3 protein-coding genes are annotated in these 20,780 nt (G+C 41.9%); 1 reads left to right on the top strand and 2 read right to left on the bottom strand.

Going from position 1 to position 20,780, the window contains the following annotated elements; all coding sequences use genetic code 11:
- Positions 1 to 18 precede the first annotated feature (18 nt).
- Together BM141_RS23400 and BM141_RS06285 are read right to left on the bottom strand one after the other, a co-directional pair.
- Positions 19 to 171: a hypothetical protein gene (locus BM141_RS23400; protein WP_221407638.1), complete on the bottom strand. Its 153-nt coding sequence runs from the start codon at positions 169 to 171 to the stop codon at positions 19 to 21.
- 132 nt (positions 172 to 303) lie between these two features.
- Positions 304 to 2,730, bottom strand: a complete 2,427-nt coding sequence (locus tag BM141_RS06285) for a tetratricopeptide repeat protein (RefSeq protein ID WP_091541932.1) — start codon at positions 2,728 to 2,730, stop codon at positions 304 to 306.
- Between the two features lie 757 nt (positions 2,731 to 3,487).
- Here BM141_RS06285 and BM141_RS06280 point away from each other — a divergent pair.
- The gene (locus BM141_RS06280; RefSeq protein ID WP_091541928.1) at positions 3,488 to 20,494 is read left to right on the top strand and encodes a PKD domain-containing protein; all 17,007 of its coding nucleotides are present in this window, start codon (positions 3,488 to 3,490) and stop codon (positions 20,492 to 20,494) included.
- Positions 20,495 to 20,780 lie beyond the last annotated feature (286 nt).

The raw sequence follows: 20,780 nt of genomic DNA, 5'->3' as shown, positions 1-20,780 counted from the left end.
TTGGTCTTATTACCTTTGCTATCCATAACATTTTTTTGAACCTAACTCATTGATTCTTATGATAACAGCAATGGAAGTTTTTGCATACGTTTTTTTCATTTCATTGATAGCTGGCTCTTTTTTGATAGGAGCTTGGCTTTCAGGAGCAGAGAGAACGAGATTGAAAGGCAAAGGTTTAGTGAAGTAGGCAACTTCTGAAATCAGACTTTGGCAAATTTTAAAAGCAAAAAATTTGCATTAGAAATTTGCCAAAGTTGATTCCAACATTTCATTTTGTAAAGTATTGCTATCAGTACAAGCAGACTACAGGCTAATCCCAATAAAAGTAACGTCATCTCTTTGGTCAGCCCCTTGCATATAATTCATAAAAAACTGCTCATATGCTTTCTTTTGCTCACTGAGCGGAAGATGCAGATTGGTTTGTAAAAGTTTCTTGAAATTTGCACTTCCAAAATTTTGACGATTAATGTTGCACTGGTCTATAAATCCGTCAGTAGTCAAGTAGATAATATCTCCTTTGTTGAGGGAGAGTTCATGGTTGGTAAAAGGAATCCTCTGCTTTTCTTTCGTTCCTACCGAGCGTCTGTCTGCATGAATTTCCAAGAGTTCATTAGTATTGTTTAGCTTATAAAAAAGATTGCGTTTCGCACCAGCGTAGGTAAGTTTCACTTTTTCATCACCTATGTATTCTATACAAGTAATGACGCAATCCATGCCGTACAGATTCCCTGTTTCTTCTTTTTTCAGTGCAATACGGACATCTTCGTCAAGTTGTTCTAAAATTTGATTAGGAGTAAGTATATTTTTACTATACAAAATCTTTTCCAATAAGTTATTGGCTATCAAAGACATGAACGCTCCAGCTACTCCATGCCCCGTACAATCTACCACGATGGCAAATATTTTATTATCAATAGCTTCAAGCATGTAGCAATCTCCAGAAACCACATCTTTGGGATAAAAGATGACAAAATAGTCGGTAAAAAGTTTTTTGAAGGTATTAGCAGTTGGCAAGATAGATTGTTGAATGACCAAAGCGGCTTCTATGCTTTTACTCATTTTATAGTTCTGAATATTCAGTTCTTTGTTTTTCTCCTCAATATAGCTTCTTTGGGCGAGGATTTCCTCTTGTTGCTGATAGAGTTCCTCATTTTGTACTTGAATAGCATTAGCTTGTTGTTGTATGGCTATATTTTGCCGATTGAGCAACCTGTTTTTCTTCCTATTTTGAAAGAAGCCCACTGAAATCAATATAAATACCGCTGTGCCAAGCCCTATTATGGCAAGCCCATAATTCCTAATGACATTGGCTTTTTCTAACTGCTCTTGTTTGGCTTTAATCTGTTCATCTTGCAGTTTCTTATCTTTTTCCAAAAGTTCTATTTGATTTTGTTTTTCCCTTTGTTGCGCTTCTTGCAGTTTTCTATTCTGCTCCAAGAGTGCCATAGCTTGCTTTTGCTTTTCTGCTTGAGCCTGTTGCTGAGTGATAATAAGTAATTGTTGCGCTCTTTCTTGAGCCAAACGTTGATTTTTAAGTTGTTCTTCTTGAAGAGCTTGGTTTTTCCTTAGTACTTCCAATTCTTTTTCTCTTAGTGCTAAATCTCTTTCTTGCTTTTCTCTTTCCAATTCGGACTGTCGGAGTGCGGCGGCTTGTCTTTCTTTTTCAGAAATTAGATTTTTTAGCTCATTTTCTTTGCGTTCTACCTCTACCTGTGCTTTGAGCGTTTCTTGAATTTTATCTCTTTCTTTTTGTGCTATTTTTTCTTTTAACTCTTGGTAGCGTATCTCATATTTATTGGCTTCGCGAAAATCCTCTTGCTTTTGATAAATCTCAAACAAAATCTGATAGCTTGACATCAGTACATCATCTGCATTATTCTGCTGAGCTAATGGAATTGCTTTATTTACAATGTTCAAGGCATTGTTGATATTTCCTGCCGCAAAATAGTTTGCGGCAATATGGTTATAGACATTGGCTACTTGTACGGGAAGTTTACTTTGCTGTGCTAAATCAAGTGCCTGATTATAAAAACTATATGCTTTGTTATAATCTTTTATTTTTGAGTAGGTAAGTCCTGTATTGGTGAGGGCAATAATTTTTTCTGTACTATTGGCAGAGGTTTGAGTAAGTACATTATACATACCTAAGGCACGCTGAAAGTAGTTCAAAGATTGCTTTTGGTCGCCTATTTGTCGATATAAAAAACCTAAGTTATTACTTGCATCTGCGATAGCTTTGGCATTATTTAGTTCAGAACTTAACCTCAATACGTTTAAGCTATATTCTATGGCTGTTTTATAGTTCTCCGTTTCTTTGTGTAAGTTAGCCAGTTCAGTCATCGCTTCCCATTGCCCTTGTATATCGCCTTGTTGTTGTTTGCGATTAAGTAACTCATTATAGTACAAAATCGCAGATTGATATTCCTCTGCTAATTTATAAGCATTCCCAATATTGTGGAGAGTAGTACTGATAGCTTCCTCATCATTGGTATTTTTCTGAATTTGATACGCTTGGATAAAATACTCTGCCGCTTTTTTAGGAGCATTTTGCTGTTGATACCATAAGGCAATCTGATTAATAATCAACACTCTACTTTTGGCATCTGGTGCTTTGCTTAGTTCATAAAGCAAATTATTCAATTCGTCATTTTGAGCAAGCAGCGTGTGAGTATTTATACAACACAACAGAGCAAGGCAGAAAGTTAAAAAATATAAATATGTTATTCTCATGATTTCAAATCGCAATTTTTACTCACAAATCAAAGGCATTAAGTCCAACAAGGGGAGAAGTCTTTCTTACAAATATACACAATATATTGAAAAACAAGAATTTAATATTTAGACAACACGATAAGTGAAAATTAAGTTGTTACATTTATTGCTTTTTTTTCCTTATTACAAAATAAAACTTACATAGCTCTTGGGAAAGGTAATATGCCTATTTTCGCATGAATAAAACCCTTGAAACTATTAGAAGGTAGATGAAAAGCACTACAAGGTTAAAAAAGTATTAATAAATGTGTAAGTATCTTTTAATTCTACATTTAATAAGAAAAATTACATTACATCTCAGTAAAAAATTCATAAGTTAAAGTTTTAACATAATACAAAATTTGAAAAATCTAAATGTTACTATGAATAATGATAATTGATAAAAAGTAAACTTTATTGACTGAACAAATATTGCTTCTCACAGGGCTGTAAATTAGCTACATTTGCTATTAAAATAGCATCGTATTAACTTTTATTAATATAAATTCTTATCGCAAGTTAAAAATACAAGTTAGTAGTCTTTAAAAAGACGCATTAGTACGAGTAAAAGTCCGTTTGATAGAAAAAAGAAAAAACAAACACTACAACTCTATACCTTTGTACCTAAGGAAAATACTTATCAATAAAAGCTATCATCTATCTACATCTTTCTTCTTCCTAAACAATCTGTTATGCTCCTTTCAAATTTTGTTTTAGATAATTTTCTTTAATTTATATGAAGCCATATATACGTATTATTATTTTTTTGCTTAGCACGTTGTTTGTAAGCACTTCTTCAAAGGCTCAATGGGTAGCAGACTTTACTGCCACCATTTCTGCCAATGGTTGCGGGGTAGCGACTTACAATTTTTCCTCTACAGTTACGAATAATGGAGTCCCTCAGTCGCCAGCTACTTTGTACTACCACTGGGATTTTGGTAACGGTACCAATACAGGTTCGCAGCAGGAGTTGGGAACGACATTGTCTGGAGGTTTTCCTATTAGCAGCCCAAGCAGAAGTTATCTATCCCCTGGCATTTACTCTGTTTTACTGAGGGTATATAGTACCCCACCACCGCCTGCTTTTCCTACGGATAGCCGCTTATTGGCACAGGTAACTAAGCAAGTCATTGTTTATACTACTCCTACGCCTGATTTTACAGCAGACATTACAGAAGTTTGTGTAGGCGACCCTGTTACTTTTACAGATATTGCGAATTACGGGGCGCAGCCTTTTGTTGGGAATGTACTAAGTAGAAGGTGGAATATGGGAAATGGGAACTTTTTTGACATTACCGACCCTAACCAGACTACTTTTACCTACACTTATCCTGTACCAGGTGATTATCAAGTAACTTTGACTACACGCACTTTTGGAGGCAGACCCGGCGAGGAGTGCGTAGGTATTCGCCAAAGACCAGCTTACATTAGGGTAAGGCATCGCCCACAAGCAAGTTTTACTATCAATCCCGTACCGCCAGCCTGTTCGTTCCCTTATGCACCTTCGGTTACTAATACTTCTACGATTGCATCAACCCCTGCCCCTGCGGGTTCTATTACCAGTTATGTATGGAGATTTTATAACGGACCTGACAATACTTTTCCCCAGTTGCCTTTTTCTCCTATCACTACGCTTACTAACGCTCCCCCAAGCATACCGCCCAATGCCTACAATGCACCAGGCACTTATGCGATTACTTTGGAGGCAATCTCCTCGACAGGTTGTAGGGATATAGCTACAAGAATATTTACCATCAATGCCGCTCAGACCGCAGATTTTAATTTGCCTAATACTAATCAGATATGTTCTGGAAGCACGGTACAGTTTACTAACGCCTCTTCGCCGGGTGCAGTGAGTTTCTCTTGGAATTTTCCCGGAGGTACGCCTGCCACCTCTACTCAAGCTAACCCCAATGTAACTTTTGCCACCTCTGGCATGTATAATGTAACCTTAGATGTAACCTATCCTGATGGTTGCGTAAGAAGTGTTACCAAGCCATACAACGTTACAGTAGTTAGCCCTCCTGATGCCAATTTTACCAACACCCCAACAGATGGATTTTGTTTTACGCCCAAAAATGTAACTTTTATTCCTCTGCAAGCGCAAAATCCTAACTATACTTATACTTGGAATTTTGGAGAAAACATAGGACCAGGATTGACAGGACCTATTGCAACTGGTTATTCTTTGAGCAACATCTACGAACAGTTTGGAACTTATAATGTACAACTTACAGTAAGAGATAATATTACAGGCTGTGAAACTACGGTTACAAGGGTGCTTACTTTGGTTGACCCAGAGTTGTCCATAGTGCCAAGAAATCCAAGAATCGGATGCGCTCCTTTGACGGTCAACTTTGATATAAGCATGAATGCGATAGAGCCAATTGCTCAGTATCGTATTGACTATGACGGCGACGGTACGTATGAGGTAACAGCAAGCCCTACGCATACTCCGCCTACTCCTTTTACTGCTCTGGTGAATTATACTTATAATACCAGAGGAAATTATATTCCTGCCATAGAAATTACTACCATTAACGGTTGTGTGAAAAGAGTAACTTCTCCTGTTCCTATTAAGGTAGGTACTCCTCCACAAATTACAAGCTTTTCTCAAACAGGTGGAGCAGGTGGCTGTCAAGACTCGGGAATTACTTTTACGCCTGTATTTGCACCTGGTTTTGAAGCAGATAGCATAGTCTATAGCTTCAGTGATGGAGGTTCGCCTGTTAGTGTTACCAATTCACCTTTTAATGTAAGTCGGTTATTTACTCAAAATGGAACGCAAGGTTTTACGGCTACTGCCTTCTTTAATGGCTGCCCTATTTCTGTCCCATTTAATTACAGCGTCCCCGGTGGAATACAAAGTCCTATCCCTTCTTTGCAAGTAGTAGGTGGGATACCAGATGTATGTACGGGAACACCTACGAATAATCAAGTTTGTGTAAATATTAGTGGTACGCTTCCTTCACCAAGCTCTCCTACCATTTATGTAGTGAATTTTGGTGATGGGAATACACAAACTTTTAGTAGTGCCTCTTCGCCTGCTACTCTATCTAATATTTGTAATACATATTTGAACCCAGGCACCTATACCATTACTTTGACTGCCACAGGGAACAACGGCATGGGGTGCGTAGCTACTGCCCAAAGAACAATCACTATCTCGCCAGATGCTTCTGTGAATGTGGATTTTACGATTTCTCCTAATCCTGCTATTTCTTGCTCAGCCAACCAAGTCAGTTTTGCAAGTACTTCCACAATAACCGCTCCCGGCATTACTATAAGTCAATATATTTGGAATTTTGGAGATGGTTCGCCTATTGTAACCTTACCACATCCAGTGGGGGCTAATGTAGTGCATACTTATGCCCCAAGTAACACGCTTTACAATCCTACGCTTACTTTGGTATTGAGCAATGGCTGTACAAAGGCTTACTCAGGAGCAGTCAAGACCGTTAATATTCAAGGTCCGAATATCAATATCAACGCTACCCCAAGTTTGGCAGGGTGTACAGGTGTACCTATCAACTTTGCTGGCGTGGCGAATATAGTACCTAATAGCAATAGCATCGTAAGTTGGGAATGGGACTTCGGAGACCCTGCTTCTGGAATAAATAATACGGCAAGTGGACAAAATGCTTCTCATATTTTCAATACCGCAGGAAGCTACACAGTAACTTTAAGAGTAAGAGATAATAATACCTTGCAATCAGGCAGCCCTTCTGCACCTGGTTGTATCGCAACCAGAACGGTAACTGTGCAGATTTTCAATAGACCCACTGCTTCATTTACTATCAATAGGACAACGGCTTGTGTAGGTTCGCCCGTGAGTTTTACTTCATCTACCAATGCAGGTGGCACAGCTACCTATTTTTGGGACTTTGGAGACGGTAATACAAGCACTGCGGCAAATCCTACGCATACTTACGCTGCTCCTACTGTACCGGGAACTTCTACTACTTACAACGTAAGCCTCACAGTTACCAATACAGTAGGAGGATGCTCGAGGACTGTAAGCCAAAACTTTACCGTAACCAATGTGGATTTTGACATCAGAGCGAATGGTAGCAATTCAGGAATTACCGTAAACTGCCCACCACAAGCCGTCAGTTTTACAAGTAGCTTTATTCCTTCTAATGTCGACCCAACGGGTTGGACTTTCAATTGGCAGTTTGGTGATGGCAACCAAGCTAACTCCCAAAATGCTACGAATGAATACAATGCACCTACTGCTCCTCGTCAATTTGATGTGATTTTTACTGCCACTAATACAGCTACTGGCTGTTCTATTGTGAGGACTTTGACCAACTTCGTTACAATTACAGGTCCCAGAGGCACATTCAGTTTCACTCCTGCGAACCTCTGTAAACCTGATATGGTAACATTTACGGCTACCAATTTTACAGGAAATCCTACACAAATTATTTGGGATTTTGGCGATGGCTCTGCCACTCAAACACAAACAATTACATCCGGCGAAACCTCTAAAACCATTACCCATACTTATACTACCTCAGGGAGTTTCTTGCCTAATATTACCTTAGTAGATGGCTCTGTTCCCTCTTGTAGAGTAGCTTATCCTTCTCCCGGTGGAGTGAGAGTAAACGTAAGTGGTTATCCTAATGCGAACTTTACTTGGACAGGTGGGGGACAGATATGCCGAAACGTAGTGGTGAATTTCCAAGACTTAAGTACTCCTGACCCGCAGACAGGTCCGGTAATGAATCCGCAAGTAAATAGGTGGTCTTGGACAATTTATGATGGAGATAATGGTCCTAATCAGCCAGGTCCCGATAACCCAGTTTTATTTACCTCCAGCGACCAAAATCCTTCTTTTACTTTTACTACTGCAAAAACTTATTTAGTGCGTTTGCAGGTACGTAGTGCCTTCAATCAAGGTGGTGTGCCTGACGGGTGTCCTGCGGAAATAGAAAAATTCATTACCATAGTCGACCCTACCATAGTAGCTTCTATTATCTCCGTTACGCCATTTGATAGATGTCCTAATGAGCCTGTTTTATTTACAGGTCAAGCCAATACAAACGTAAATCCGAAAAACTTATTAGGAGTTTGGAACGTATATCAAAATCCTGCGGGTGTTACTACTCCCTCTACTGCGGGACCTTTAGTAGCTACTTTTAATGCCACCGTTACGCCTAATCCTGACCCTGCACCTTGGGGTATGATAGGAAACTATGCTTTCTCTGCTTCTGGTACTTATACCATAGAATTGATAGTAACAGATGCCGCATTTTGTACAGGGGGAGCAGTAGCCACCCAAGTAGTTAATGTCGACCCATTGCCTACTTTTGTTTCAGGTCCTACCAATCAGTCTATCTGCGTAGGCGGTACAGCTACTTTTACTGCTCAGCCCTCTGCCGCTTCATTAGCCGCACCAGGAGTCACTTATCAGTGGCAATTTAGCGATGACGGAGGCATGACTTGGTTTAATGTAGTCAATGGTGCAACTTTAGGCGGTGCGGTGTATGCGGGAGCTACTACCGATATGCTTACTATTACAAATGGTAGTTTGCCTTTGAATGGCTATAGATATAGATTGGCTATTACTAAGCAAAATACAACTCAGTGCGTAGGCGTATCAAGCGTAGCAGGTCTAACTGTAAGCCAAGTGGCAACTACAGCAGTTGTCAATCCTTCAGTAATTAACTTATGTAATGGGACAACTGCTACGCTCAACGGCAATACGCCCACAGTAGGAACGGGCAGATGGGCAAAGATTTCAGGACCTCTAGGTGGTGCTATTACAGATGAGCTAAATCCTGTTACCACAGTTACAGGCTTACAATTCGGTACTTATGTATATCGTTGGGAAATTACAAGCGGGGCATGCCCTTCAAGTTTTGCTGATGTAACTATAACCAATTCTCAGCCTGCCAATGCAGGAACCAACCAAAACCTGTGTAATGCAGGTAGCTTTACTTTAACAGGGAATAATCCTGCTCTTTCGGGAGGTGGTACAGGTCAATGGACATTGGTTTCTGGACCAAGTGCAGTTACTTTTGCTCCTAATGATGCCTCGCCTAACGTTACAGTAAATGGTGTAATCGCTTCTGCTACGCCTTACATTTTCCGTTGGACAATTACAGGCGCGGCGGGCTGTGGTACTACCAATGCCAATGTCCAAGTTTTAAATAGCCCTTTACCTACAGTTACTAATCCTGCACCTCAAACAGTTTGTGCAGGGCAAAATGCTACTTTCTCAGTAACAGGAGGTGCTTTGAACTATCAGTGGCAGGTAGATGATGGCAGTGGAAGTGGTTTTGTAGATATTTCTAATGGAGTGAACTATGCAGGAGCTACCACTCAAACCCTGACAGTGATTAATCCAACAGTTTTAGGGTTCAACGGGAATAGGTATAGAGTAAGAGTTACTAATCCAACAACTACTTGTACCAATGTAAGCAACGATGCCCAGCTAATCGTACTGCCAAATAATACAGAAACTATAAGCGTGCTGGGTGCTAACCCGATTTGTTTGGGAGATAATGTAACCATCAGACTTTCAACAACTAAGGTAGGTTATTCCTACCAGTTAAGGGTAGGAGCTACTCCAGTATCAGGTGTGCCTATCCTTACAGGCGATGGCAATGCTCAAAATTTTGCAGCATTCGCCCCCACAGCTACCGCTACTTACAATGTATTAATCGTTTCACCTACTTTTAACGGTGTAAGCTGCTCCCAACAACTTAGTTCTACGGTAACTGTAGTTGTCAATCAACCTCCTTCTACTTCTTTTGCAGGAGCGAACTTCGAGGTTTGTGGAACTACTGCTACTTTGAATGCTTCTGTACCTACTACAGGTACTGGCTTCTGGACAGTCTTAGAAGGAACCGCCACTATTGCCCCTGCACAACTTACTAACCCCAATGCTACAGTAACTAATATAAGTTTAGGAACAAACAGATTGCGTTGGAGAGTTACTAACGGGGTTTGTCCTCCTTCTGATTCAGAAGTAATTATTACAGGTAAACCTGTGGGCGTTCCCGCCGATGCAGGTCCTGACCAAACAATATGTGCAAATCCAATGCCTACCTCAGCTACTTTGGCAGGAAACAATCCCGGTACCACAGGAACAGGAACTTGGACAAGGATTAGTGGAGGAGCAACCATTGATAATCCAAGTCAGTTTAATACAACAGTAAGTGGCTTAACCTTAGGTGCAAATACTTTTAGATGGACAGTTTTAGACCAATGTACCAATGTTACTACCTTTGACGAAGTTACGATTAATGTTCAGAACCCTGTCGTTCCACCAAGTTCAATAGCACCTATTAATCTTTGTGGTACAAACAATACTACTATCACAGCCTCGGCTCCTATCAACGGAACGGGCTTGTGGACATTAGTTTCAGGAAGCGGTGTTTTTGGCAATAATACTAACCCTGTTACTACGGTTTCAGGTTTAGCCAATGGAGCAAATGTATTCCGTTGGACGGTTTCCAATGCTTGTGGTAGCGAATTTACCGAAGTAACTGTAACAGTAAATCCTTTGGGTTCTCCCGCCAATGCAGGACCTGACCAAAGGCTTTGTGTTAATACAACCACAACGACAAACTTAAATGCAACCCTCCCAGTAAATGGAATAGGGCAGTGGACAAGAATATTAGGAGGGGCGACTATCACTAATTCAGCAAGCAATACTACTTCAGTTACGAACTTAACTGCAGGTTTAAATAGATTCCGTTGGACAGTAACAGATGCTTGTGGCAATACCTCTACCGATGATGTAGATATTTTCTTAGATGCCGCCCCCACTCCCGCTAATGCAGGGGCTAATCAGACGCTTTGCGCAGTAAATAACGCTACTTTAGCCGCTAATACCGTAAATGCAAGTAATGGAGAAACAGGAACTTGGGTAATTATCTCTGGGACAGGCATTTTTAGCCCAAATAATAATACTCCTAATGCCACTGTAACAGGACTTTCTAATGGAAATAATGTTTTTGAATGGAGAATCACTAACAGTTGTGGCACATCAAGTTCACAAGTAACTATCAATGTCGTACCTCCTCCCCCAGTTGCCAATGCAGGACCAGACCAAACTTTCTGCGGTGGAACGACTATCTTAGCTGCAACTCCACTCCCTATGGGTTCAACAGGTCAATGGACAATCATGAGCCAGCCTTCGGGACCTCCACCAATTATTGTAGATTCAAGTAATCCTAATTCTGTAGTTACCAACTTGCAAGTAGGTACTACCGTACTGAGATGGACGGTTTCTAATAGTACAGGAGGAGTTTGCCCTACTACTTTTGACGAAGTAAGTATTACCAGCCAAAATTCTAATGTTTTTGCTTATGCAGGTCCGAATGTGATTCAATGCGGAAATACAGTAACTTTAACCGCCAATACCCCTGCAGCAGGGACAAATCACTATTGGATATTGGCACCTGGCACTACGCTTGTTTCAGGGACTTTGGGAGTCCCAGGTGGCGCAAACGGTACACCTACTATTACTGTAACAGGCTTACAATTAGGCTCTAACGTTTTCCGTTGGACGGTGGGTTACATAGGTACAGGTTGCTCAAGTGCCATTTCTGATGTAGATATTACAAGAGTAGAAAATACCACTCCTGCCAATGCAGGACCTAATCAAACTGTTTGTCAAACCATAGGAAGTGTTACGTTAAATGGCAATACGCCTACTATTGGTAGCGGAACTTGGTCGGTGGTCAGCGTGCCTGCGGGAGCGAACTTAACAGATATAAGTTTTGTCAATCCAAACCTGCCCAATACAGTAGCCACAGGCTTCAATGTGGTAGGTAATTACGTCTTACGTTGGGAGATTAGCAACGGAGCTTGTACTCCAAGTAGCTCTACTGTTCAGATTTCAGTAACTGCTCCCCCAACTATCGCCAATGCAGGAACAGACCAAATAATTTGTGCAGACAATACAACACTAAACGGAAATATAATCACCTCAGGTCAAGGGACTTGGACGGTAGTAAGTGCGCCAAGTGGTGCAGGGACAATTACTTTTGGTAATGCCAATTTGCATAATACCACAGCTTCAGGTTTTACAGTCGCAGGAGATTACATTTTGCGTTGGACATCTCGAAACGGAACAGCTTGTAATCCTTCGGAAAGTCAAGTTCGTATTACTCGTCTAGCTTCTCCAACTGTTTCTAATGCAGGTGCAAACCAAACTGTTTGCGCAACTTCCTTTGTGCTAAATGGAAATACGCCTGCGGTGGGAACAGGCACTTGGTCAGTAGTCGCACCCACAGGAGCAACCGTAACTTTCTCCAATATCAATAGCCCAACTGCCACCGCTAATGGTTTAACCGTCAATGGAGATTATACTTTCACTTGGACAATTAGCAATGGAATTTGTGGAAGTTCGGCAAGTTCAGTAACCATTACCGTCAATGCACCGCCAACTACTGCTATAGTAGGGGCAACCCAGAATGTGTGTGGCTCAACCACTACCTTAACAGGAAATAATCCAACCGTAGGGACAGGAACTTGGACAGTGATTGCAGGGGGAGCGACGGTAGATTTCCCCAACCAATTTAATTCTACAGTAAGTGGTTTAACTCCCGGTGTCAATAGATTTAGATGGACAATCACCAATGGAACTTGTCCTGCTTCTAGTGCAGATTTATTAGTCAATAGTTTTGCACCTCCTTCTACTGCCAATGCAGGAGCAAATTCTTTGGTTTGCTCTGCTGATGGCTTCTTGAATGCGGTTGCCCCATCAGCAGGAACGGGTACTTGGACGTTGGTAAGTGGTAGCGGGGCAATTATTAGCCCGAATAGCCCAACTACCCAAGTAACAGGTTTGGGTTTAGGTGATAACGTATTCCGTTGGACGGTTACCAATGGAGTGTGTCCTTCCGCAGGGAATTTTTCTGATGTAACTTTAACAAGAAGAGGAAGCGTAAGTCTTTCAGTAGCAGGAGTCAGCGAAACGATTTGTGGCTCTACTTATAACCTCAATGCCAATGTACCTAATGCTGCCGCAGGGGAAACAGGCACTTGGTCGGTGATTGGAGGTGCAACCATTGCTCCTGCTGATATTAACAATCCGAATGCAGTAGCTACGAATTTAGCCGTTGGTTTCAATATATTTACTTGGACGGTTACTAACGGGTGTGCTACTTCTGTTTCAAGTATTGTTATTACAAGAAACGACAATGTAACTCCTGCCAATGCAGGTACAGACCAAACTGTTTGTACGCCTACTGCACAACTTTCTGCTAATCAGCCTACCGTAGGAACAGGACAGTGGACATTAGTAGCAGGCTCGGGAGTTTTTGCCAATTCTGGTCTATTTAATACTACAGTGAGCGGATTGAGCATAGGGGTAAATACTTTCCGTTGGACGATTTCGAGTCCGAATTGTACGCCTTCTTTTGATGAAGTTACTATTATCAGAGAAGAACCACCTACCCCTTCTTTTGCAGGAATAAATCAAACAATATGTGCGGATAATACTACTTTAAATGCTACTCCTGTTACAGTAGGCACAGGTACTTGGACAGTCGTAAGTGGGACAGGCTCAGTAGTAAGTCCTAATTCGCCTATTTCTCAAGTCATTAATCTTTCCGTAGGAACAAATATATTGAGGTGGACAACAAGTAATGGTACTTGCCCTGTTTCTACAAGTGAAGTAATCATCACGCGTGAAGCACCACCAAGCACTGCTTTTGCTGGGGCAGACCAAAGCACTTGTAATACAACTTTCACCTTAGCAGCAAATACGCCAGCAGTAGGAACAGGCGTTTGGACTGTTACTGCCGGTTCGGGGGTAGTTACTAACCCTAATTCCCCAACCTCTACGGTTACAGGTTTAGGATTAGGTATCAACACCTTTACTTGGACAGTTACCAACGGTTCTTGTCCGCCTTCTGTTAGTAGCGTAAATATTACAAGGGTAGAAGCGGCTAATACCGCCACAGTAGGGGCAAACCAAGTTACATGTTTAACCACAGCTAACCTTACAGGAAACGTACCTAACGCAGGAAGTACAGGAACTTGGATAGTAACGGCAGGTGGGGCGACGGTAACAGACCCTTCTAATCCGACTTCTGGAGTTACAGGTTTGACCATTGGGGTAAATACTTTCCGTTGGAGAATTGCTAATGCCTGCGGTTTCACTGATGCTTTCTTGACTATTACGAGGGAAAGTCCACCGACTACTGCGACAGTAGGAACAAATCAAACTACCTGTGCTACTACTTGGAATGCCCTCTCTGGAAATACCCCTATCTCTGGTACAGGCACTTGGACGGTAACAGCAGGAACAGCTACAGTAACAGATGTGAATAACTCTAACTCAGGGGTAACAGGATTGAGTTTAGGGGTTAATACTTTCCGTTGGACAATTGCTAACTCTTGTGGAAGTTCGTTTGCAGAAGTAAGTATCATCAGAGAACAACCCGCAACTGTAGCTACCGTAGGTACAAATCAAGTAGTTTGTTCAGACGTATTCCCAGCTCTCTCTGGCAACGTGCCTCTCATAGGCACAGGGCAGTGGACAGTAACTGCTGGTGGAGCAACTGTTACTGACCCTTCTAACCCTAATTCAGGTGTTACAGGTTTAACAGTAGGTATCAATACTTTCCGTTGGAGAATTGCTAATTCTTGTGGATTCACAGATGCCTTTGTAACTATTACTCGCCAAGAGGCACCAACCATTGCCAATGCTGGCACAAATCAGTCTATTTGTGCAACTTCTACGACCTTGAATGGAAACGTACCAATGGTAGGAACAGGAACTTGGTCTTTGGCTTCTGCTCCCTCGGGCTTTACGGGTACTGTTACCTTCAACAATGCCAACCAGCCTAATGCGACGGTTTCAGGATTGACTCAGGCAGGCGATTATACATTTACTTGGACAATCAGCAACGGTATTTGTACGCCTTCTCAGGCAAATGTAACGATTTCAGTAATCCCTACGACTTTTACAGCTAATGCAGGGGCTAATCAGAATCTTTGTGGAGTAACATCAACTACTTTAGCAGGAAATACCGCCACAGGAGCAACAGGAACTTGGACACAAATTAGCGGAAGTTTGGCTTCTATTACAGATATAAATTTAGCAAATACTACTGTAACAGGTTTGACAGTAGGAACTTACGTATTCCGTTGGACATTGACGGGTGGAAGTTGCTCTCCTTCTTCTTCTGATGTAACTATTCGTGTGGCTGAGCCAGCCAATGCGGGACCGGACCAAACCCTTTGTGCGGTAACAACTACTACTTTGGCAGGCAATACGGCGATAGTAGGCACAGGAACTTGGACACAAGTCGGGGGGGCTGCCGCAACGATTAGCAATATCAATTCGCCTACTCCAACTATTACAGGCTTAAACACAGGCACCTATACTTTCCGTTGGACAATTTCAGGAAGTCCTTGTGGAACGACCAGTGATGATGTAGTAATCAACGTCGTAGGTGAGCCAAGTGCTGGTGCAAACCAAGTGCTTTGCAATACAACAAGTACCACTTTGGCAGCAACCGCTCCAGTAGTCGGTACAGGAACTTGGACGGTTTCGCCAAATGCAGGAGTAACGATTGCCGCTCCTAATTCGCCTACTTCTACGGTAACAGGCTTAACGATAGGAACGGTTTATACTTTCACTTGGACTATTACAGGAACACCTTGTATTTTGACTCCGCAAAGCATGACCGTAACCGCTGCACCAAACGCAAACGCAGGACTTGACCAAAACTTGTGTAATGTAACGACTACTACTCTATCGGGAAATACGCCATTAGGAGGTGCAATAGGCACATGGACACAAATCGGCGGAGCAAGTGCAACCATTAATAATCAAAACTCGCCAAATACTACTGTAACAGGTTTAACAAGTGGAACTTATACGTTCCGTTGGACAATTTCAGGAGGCGGTTGTGCTACTTCTTTTGATGATGTGATTGTGGTAGTTTCCACTCCTGCCAATGCAGGGTTAGACCAAAACCTTTGTGGGGTAGGCATTACTTCTACTACCTTAGCTGCTACCGCACCTATCACAGGTACAGGGACTTGGACAAAAGTAAGCGGTCCCGCAGGAGAGATGTTTGCCAACATCAATTCACCAACTACTACCGTTTCAGGTTTAACCAATGGAACTTACATTTTCCAATGGGAAGTAACAGGCGGGGCTTGCCCAACTACTTCCGACCAAATGACTATTTTAGTTTCCTCCCCTGCCGATGCAGGAGCAGACATAGATGCTTGTAATGTAACAACTGTAACCTTAAATGCGATTCCACCCACTACAGGTGCAGGAGCATGGACACAGATTTCAGGTCCAAGCACTGCTAATTTCAGTGGGAATATAGCCAATGCTACAGTAACCAACTTGCAAACAGGAACTTACGTGTTCCGTTGGACGATTACAGGCTCGGCATGTACGCCTTCTACCGATGATGTCATTGTGAGAATTGCTGAAAATGCCAATGCGGGACCAGACCAAAATATTTGTAATACCACTACTGCCACTTTAGCAGGAAATACGCCAATCTCAGGAATTGGAACTTGGACTCAAATCAGTGGTAATCCCGTCAATATTACTAATCAAAATAGTCCAAATACGACTATTACAGGTTTAACCACAGGTACTTACGTATTTGAATGGACACTCTCAGGGGGAACTTGTGGTGTGTCAAGCGACCAAGTAACGATTAATGTTTCGCCAACCGTAAGTGCAGGCGCAAATCAAAACCTTTGCGGCGCAGTTTCTACCATTTTGAACGCAAGTAATCCAATTGCAGGAACAGGAACTTGGTCACAAATCTCAGGACCTGCCATTGCAAGTATTAGTAACATCAATATTCCAAACCCAACAGTAAGCGGCTTGCAAGCAGGAACTTACGTGTTCCGTTGGACAATTACAGGCACACCTTGCCCTAACTTGTTTAGCGAGGTAACTATCGTCAATGCAAGCGTACCAAATGCAGGAACTAACCAAACCATTTGTTTCGGAAATAGCTTGACTATGAACGCACAGCCTCAAATCATAGGCACAGGAACGTGGTCGCAAGTTTCGGGTCCAAGCACTGCTAATTTTGTCAATCCAAGTGCAAACAATACCGCAGTAACTAACTTAACCGTAGGGACTTATGTTTTCCGTTGGACAGTTGCTGGTACGGTTTGCCCTCAAAATAACAATGATGTAACCATTACTGTCGTAGGCGTGAGTACCACCAATGCCAACGCAAGCGTCAGTGATTCAGAATATTGTGATAACCAAGCACCTCCTTCTGTGCCAATTACTGTTAGCAGTACACAAAATGGAGTGCGCTATGAATTAAGAAATCAAAGCGGTGCAGTCGTGGCTTCACAAACAGGTACAGGAAGCAGTATCACCTTTAATCTTTCTCCTGCACCAACAACAACAAGCACTTACACCGTTTTTGCTATTCCAAACACAAGTAGTATTACTTGTAATGCAGTAGAATTGCAAGACAAAGCGGTTATTACAGTACAAGTTTGTGAAAAACAAACCATAGGTTTAGCAAAAACCGTATTGCCCTTGTCTATCCAAGATGACGGCAGCATTAATGTAACTTACTTGCTTACAGTTCGTAACATGGGCAATACAGAATTGACGAATATCCAAGTAACTGATGATTTGACTACCGTTTTCCCTGCACCTGCGACTTACAGAATTGTATCGCCTCCAAGTGCAACAGGGGTATTGTTGGCAAATACAGGTTATACAGGAACAGCCTTGAATCCTAATTTACTAACAGGTTTAGGAAGACTAAGCGCAGGAGAAACACAAACTATTTCCTTCATAGTCAATGTGATACCTAATGCCACAAGCGGAACATATACTAATACCGCAGTCGCAAGAGGAGAGAGAGGAAATGTAGTGGTAACTGACCGTTCTACTGACGGGGTCAATGTCGACCCTGACAATGACGGCGACCCAAGAGAAAGCACGCCAACCGTATTTACCTTGCCTCCAAACTTGGCTCGTCCAAGAATAGGCATTGCAAAAAATGTATTCTCCATAGTTCGCCAAGCAGACGGTAGCTACAATGTAACTTACCAAATAACGGTAAGAAACTATGGAAACATAGAATTGACTAACGTTCAAATAGTTGATGACTTGAATGTAACTTTCCCAAGTCCTGCTCAGTTTAGCATCGTGAGCGCACCTTCCGCCACAGGAAATTTAGTAGGCAATGCTTCTTACACAGGCACAGGCGCAAACAACTTGGTAGTCAGTGGAGGCAGATTAGCCGCAGGAGAATCTCAAAATGTGGTCTTTACGGTCAATTTGATTCCAAACACGACCAACAATATCACGTATAGGAATACTGCCACTGCCAGAGGACAAAGCGGAACAGTTACTGTAACAGACAATTCTACTGACGGAACAAACCCTGACCCGAATGGGGACGGAAATCCAACAGAAGAGAGTCCTACGCCTTTGACTTTACCTGTGGACAACACGAACAATAGACCTTTGATTGGGGTGGCTAAAACCATTACCAATGTAGTAAGACAAGGGGACGGAACTTACAATGTAACGTACCAAATTACTGTAAGAAACTACGGAAATGTGGAATTGACCAACGTACAAGTTACAGAAGACTTGAATGCGACCTTCCCAAGTCCAGCCCAATTCAGGGTAGTAGGTACGCCTGCGGCAACAGGAAACTTGATAGCCAATGCTGGTTTTACAGGAACAGGAAGCAATGCGAACCTCTTGAATGGTGGGAACTTGGCAGTGAGAGAAAGTCAAACTGTTTCTTTCACAGTGAATTTAACGCCAAATGCCGCTACTGCATCTTACAGAAATACAGCAGTGGGTAGTGGTCAAAATGGAACGAATAGAGTAACAGACGCTTCTACTGATGGTTTTAATCCTGACCCTAATGGTGATGGTACACCAGATGAGAACATTCCAACGGTGTTGAGTATCCCTGCGGATAGCCCAAGAATTGGGGTGGCTAAAACCCTACTTTCCGCAGTGCGCCAAGCAAATGGTAGCTTTAATTTGACTTACTTGATTTCAGTGAGAAACTACGGAAATGTAGCTTTGTCAAACGTGCAAGTAACTGACAATCTATTAAATACATTCCCAAGTCCTGCACAGTTTAGCGTAGTAATTCCACCAAGTGCGACAGGAAATTTAGTAGGCAATACAGGATTTACAGGCACAGGAAGTAATATTAATCTTTTGTCAAGTGGTACATTAGGTATAGGAGAAAGACAATCTATTTCCTTCACTGTCAATTTGATACCAAACGCAACGACTGCTTCATTTAGAAATACAGCAGTGGGAAGCGCACAAGACCCCACAGGCAGACCAACTACGGACACTTCTACTGATGGTTTGAACCCCGACCCGAACAATGACGGGAACCCCGTGGAAGAAAGCCCAACGATTTTCAACTTGCCAATTACAGACAGTGGCAGACCGTTCTTAGGTGTAGCGAAAAACTTGATAACTCCTGTAAGACAAGCAGATGGAAGCTATAATTTCACGTACCAAATCACGGTAAGAAATTACGGAAATACGGAAATCACCAATTTGCAAGTAACAGACGACTTGACTTCGACCTTCCCAAGTCCCGCGCAATTCAGAGTAATTGGTGCGCCAATAACAACAGGGAATTTAATAAGCAATGCGAATTACACAGGCAGGGCGGGAAACAGTAATCTCTTGTCAGGAGGTCGTTTGAGTATAGGTGAATCACAAACTATTTCCTTCACTGTCAATGTGATACCAAATACTACGAGCAGTGCAGTTTATAGAAATACAGCCATAGGCAGTGGTTTAGCAGGCAATACGCCTGTAACTGATACCTCTACTGAAGGCACAAACCCTGACCCTAACGGAGATGGCAACCCAAGCGAAGATACGCCAACTACCTTTGTCTTGTCGCCAGAAAGCCCTGTAACGCCTGTTCCAACTCGCTTTGTGTTCACGACTGACAATTGTGCTAATACAATTTTGACGGAAAAAATCATCTTGCAAAACGTTGGTTTGGTGAGAATTACGCCACTGCCTAATACAGTAACACTATTGAGAGGTGTAGTTTCTATTAGTGCAGACGGAACGATGATTTACCGCCCAGCTTTGAACGCAGTAGGGTTGGATAGCTTAGAATACGAAGTTTGTAACAGCCTCAATCAGTGTGCAAAAGGTAGAATTGTCATCAATGTCTTGGCTTGTACTTCTAAACCTCCAATTGTAAGACCTGACGAGTTTGGCACAGACAACTGTACGGAATTGACAGGAAATATTTTGACCAATGATGAAGACCCGAACAAAACGCAAATGAAGGCAAAAGTCGTGTTGAATGGGCTTACTCAAAGCGGTGGAGTTTATAGTATCTCAGCAGATGGAAGATTTAACTACTTGCCTCCCAAAGGTTTTGTGGGTAGAGATAGCTTAGTCTATGAGGCTTGTAACAGCACTTCACCATTGAGCAAATGCGGTACTGCCAAGATTTATGTGGACGTATTGGCTTGCGAAGAAATCTTTATTCCAGAAGGTTTCTCTCCAAATGGGGACGGAATAAATGATGTATTCGTTATCAAAGGTGCAGAACGCTATGATATTAAACTGCAAATCTTTAATCGTTGGGGCAACCTAATTTATGAAGACGAGCATTATAAAAATACTTGGAATGCAATAGCCACTGTGGGTATTTTGATAGGTGAGGGTGTTCCAGATGGTACTTACTACTACATTGTTGATTTGCGCAACGGTCAGAAACCAAGAGTAGGGTTTATGACAATTCAAAGGTAATTATTTGGTGATGCGTGTGATACACACGCCTCACCGAAAAACCAAAATAGAAATTAGATTTTGAATTTTAGTCCTGTATTGATGACAGCTTTGTAGAAATAAATTACAAGTTGTAAATTATTATAAATCAAATGATTTACAACTCATATTAAGACAGAGATATGTTCATGTATTTCAATCCCGTTAGGGATTCAATATTGATAGCAGAATATTGACATTGATAATTATAACTCCGTTAGGAGTTCAATATCGGTAACTATAAAATTTTTCTTTTCAGAAATGATAA

This window comes from Thermoflexibacter ruber (assembly GCF_900113045.1).
Lineage (GTDB): Bacteria > Bacteroidota > Bacteroidia > Cytophagales > Thermoflexibacteraceae > Thermoflexibacter > Thermoflexibacter ruber.
Note: the sequence above shows the minus strand (reverse complement) of the source record. Positions and strands in the feature narration are given on the sequence as shown.

What these genes read in the sequence shown, in the direction of transcription:
- BM141_RS06285 (WP_091541932.1), bottom strand. Translation starts at nt 2,730, where the DNA reads ATGAGAATAACATATTTATATTTTTTAACTTTCTGCCTTGCTCTGTTG.
- BM141_RS06280 (WP_091541928.1), top strand. Translation starts at nt 3,488, where the DNA reads ATGAAGCCATATATACGTATTATTATTTTTTTGCTTAGCACGTTGTTT.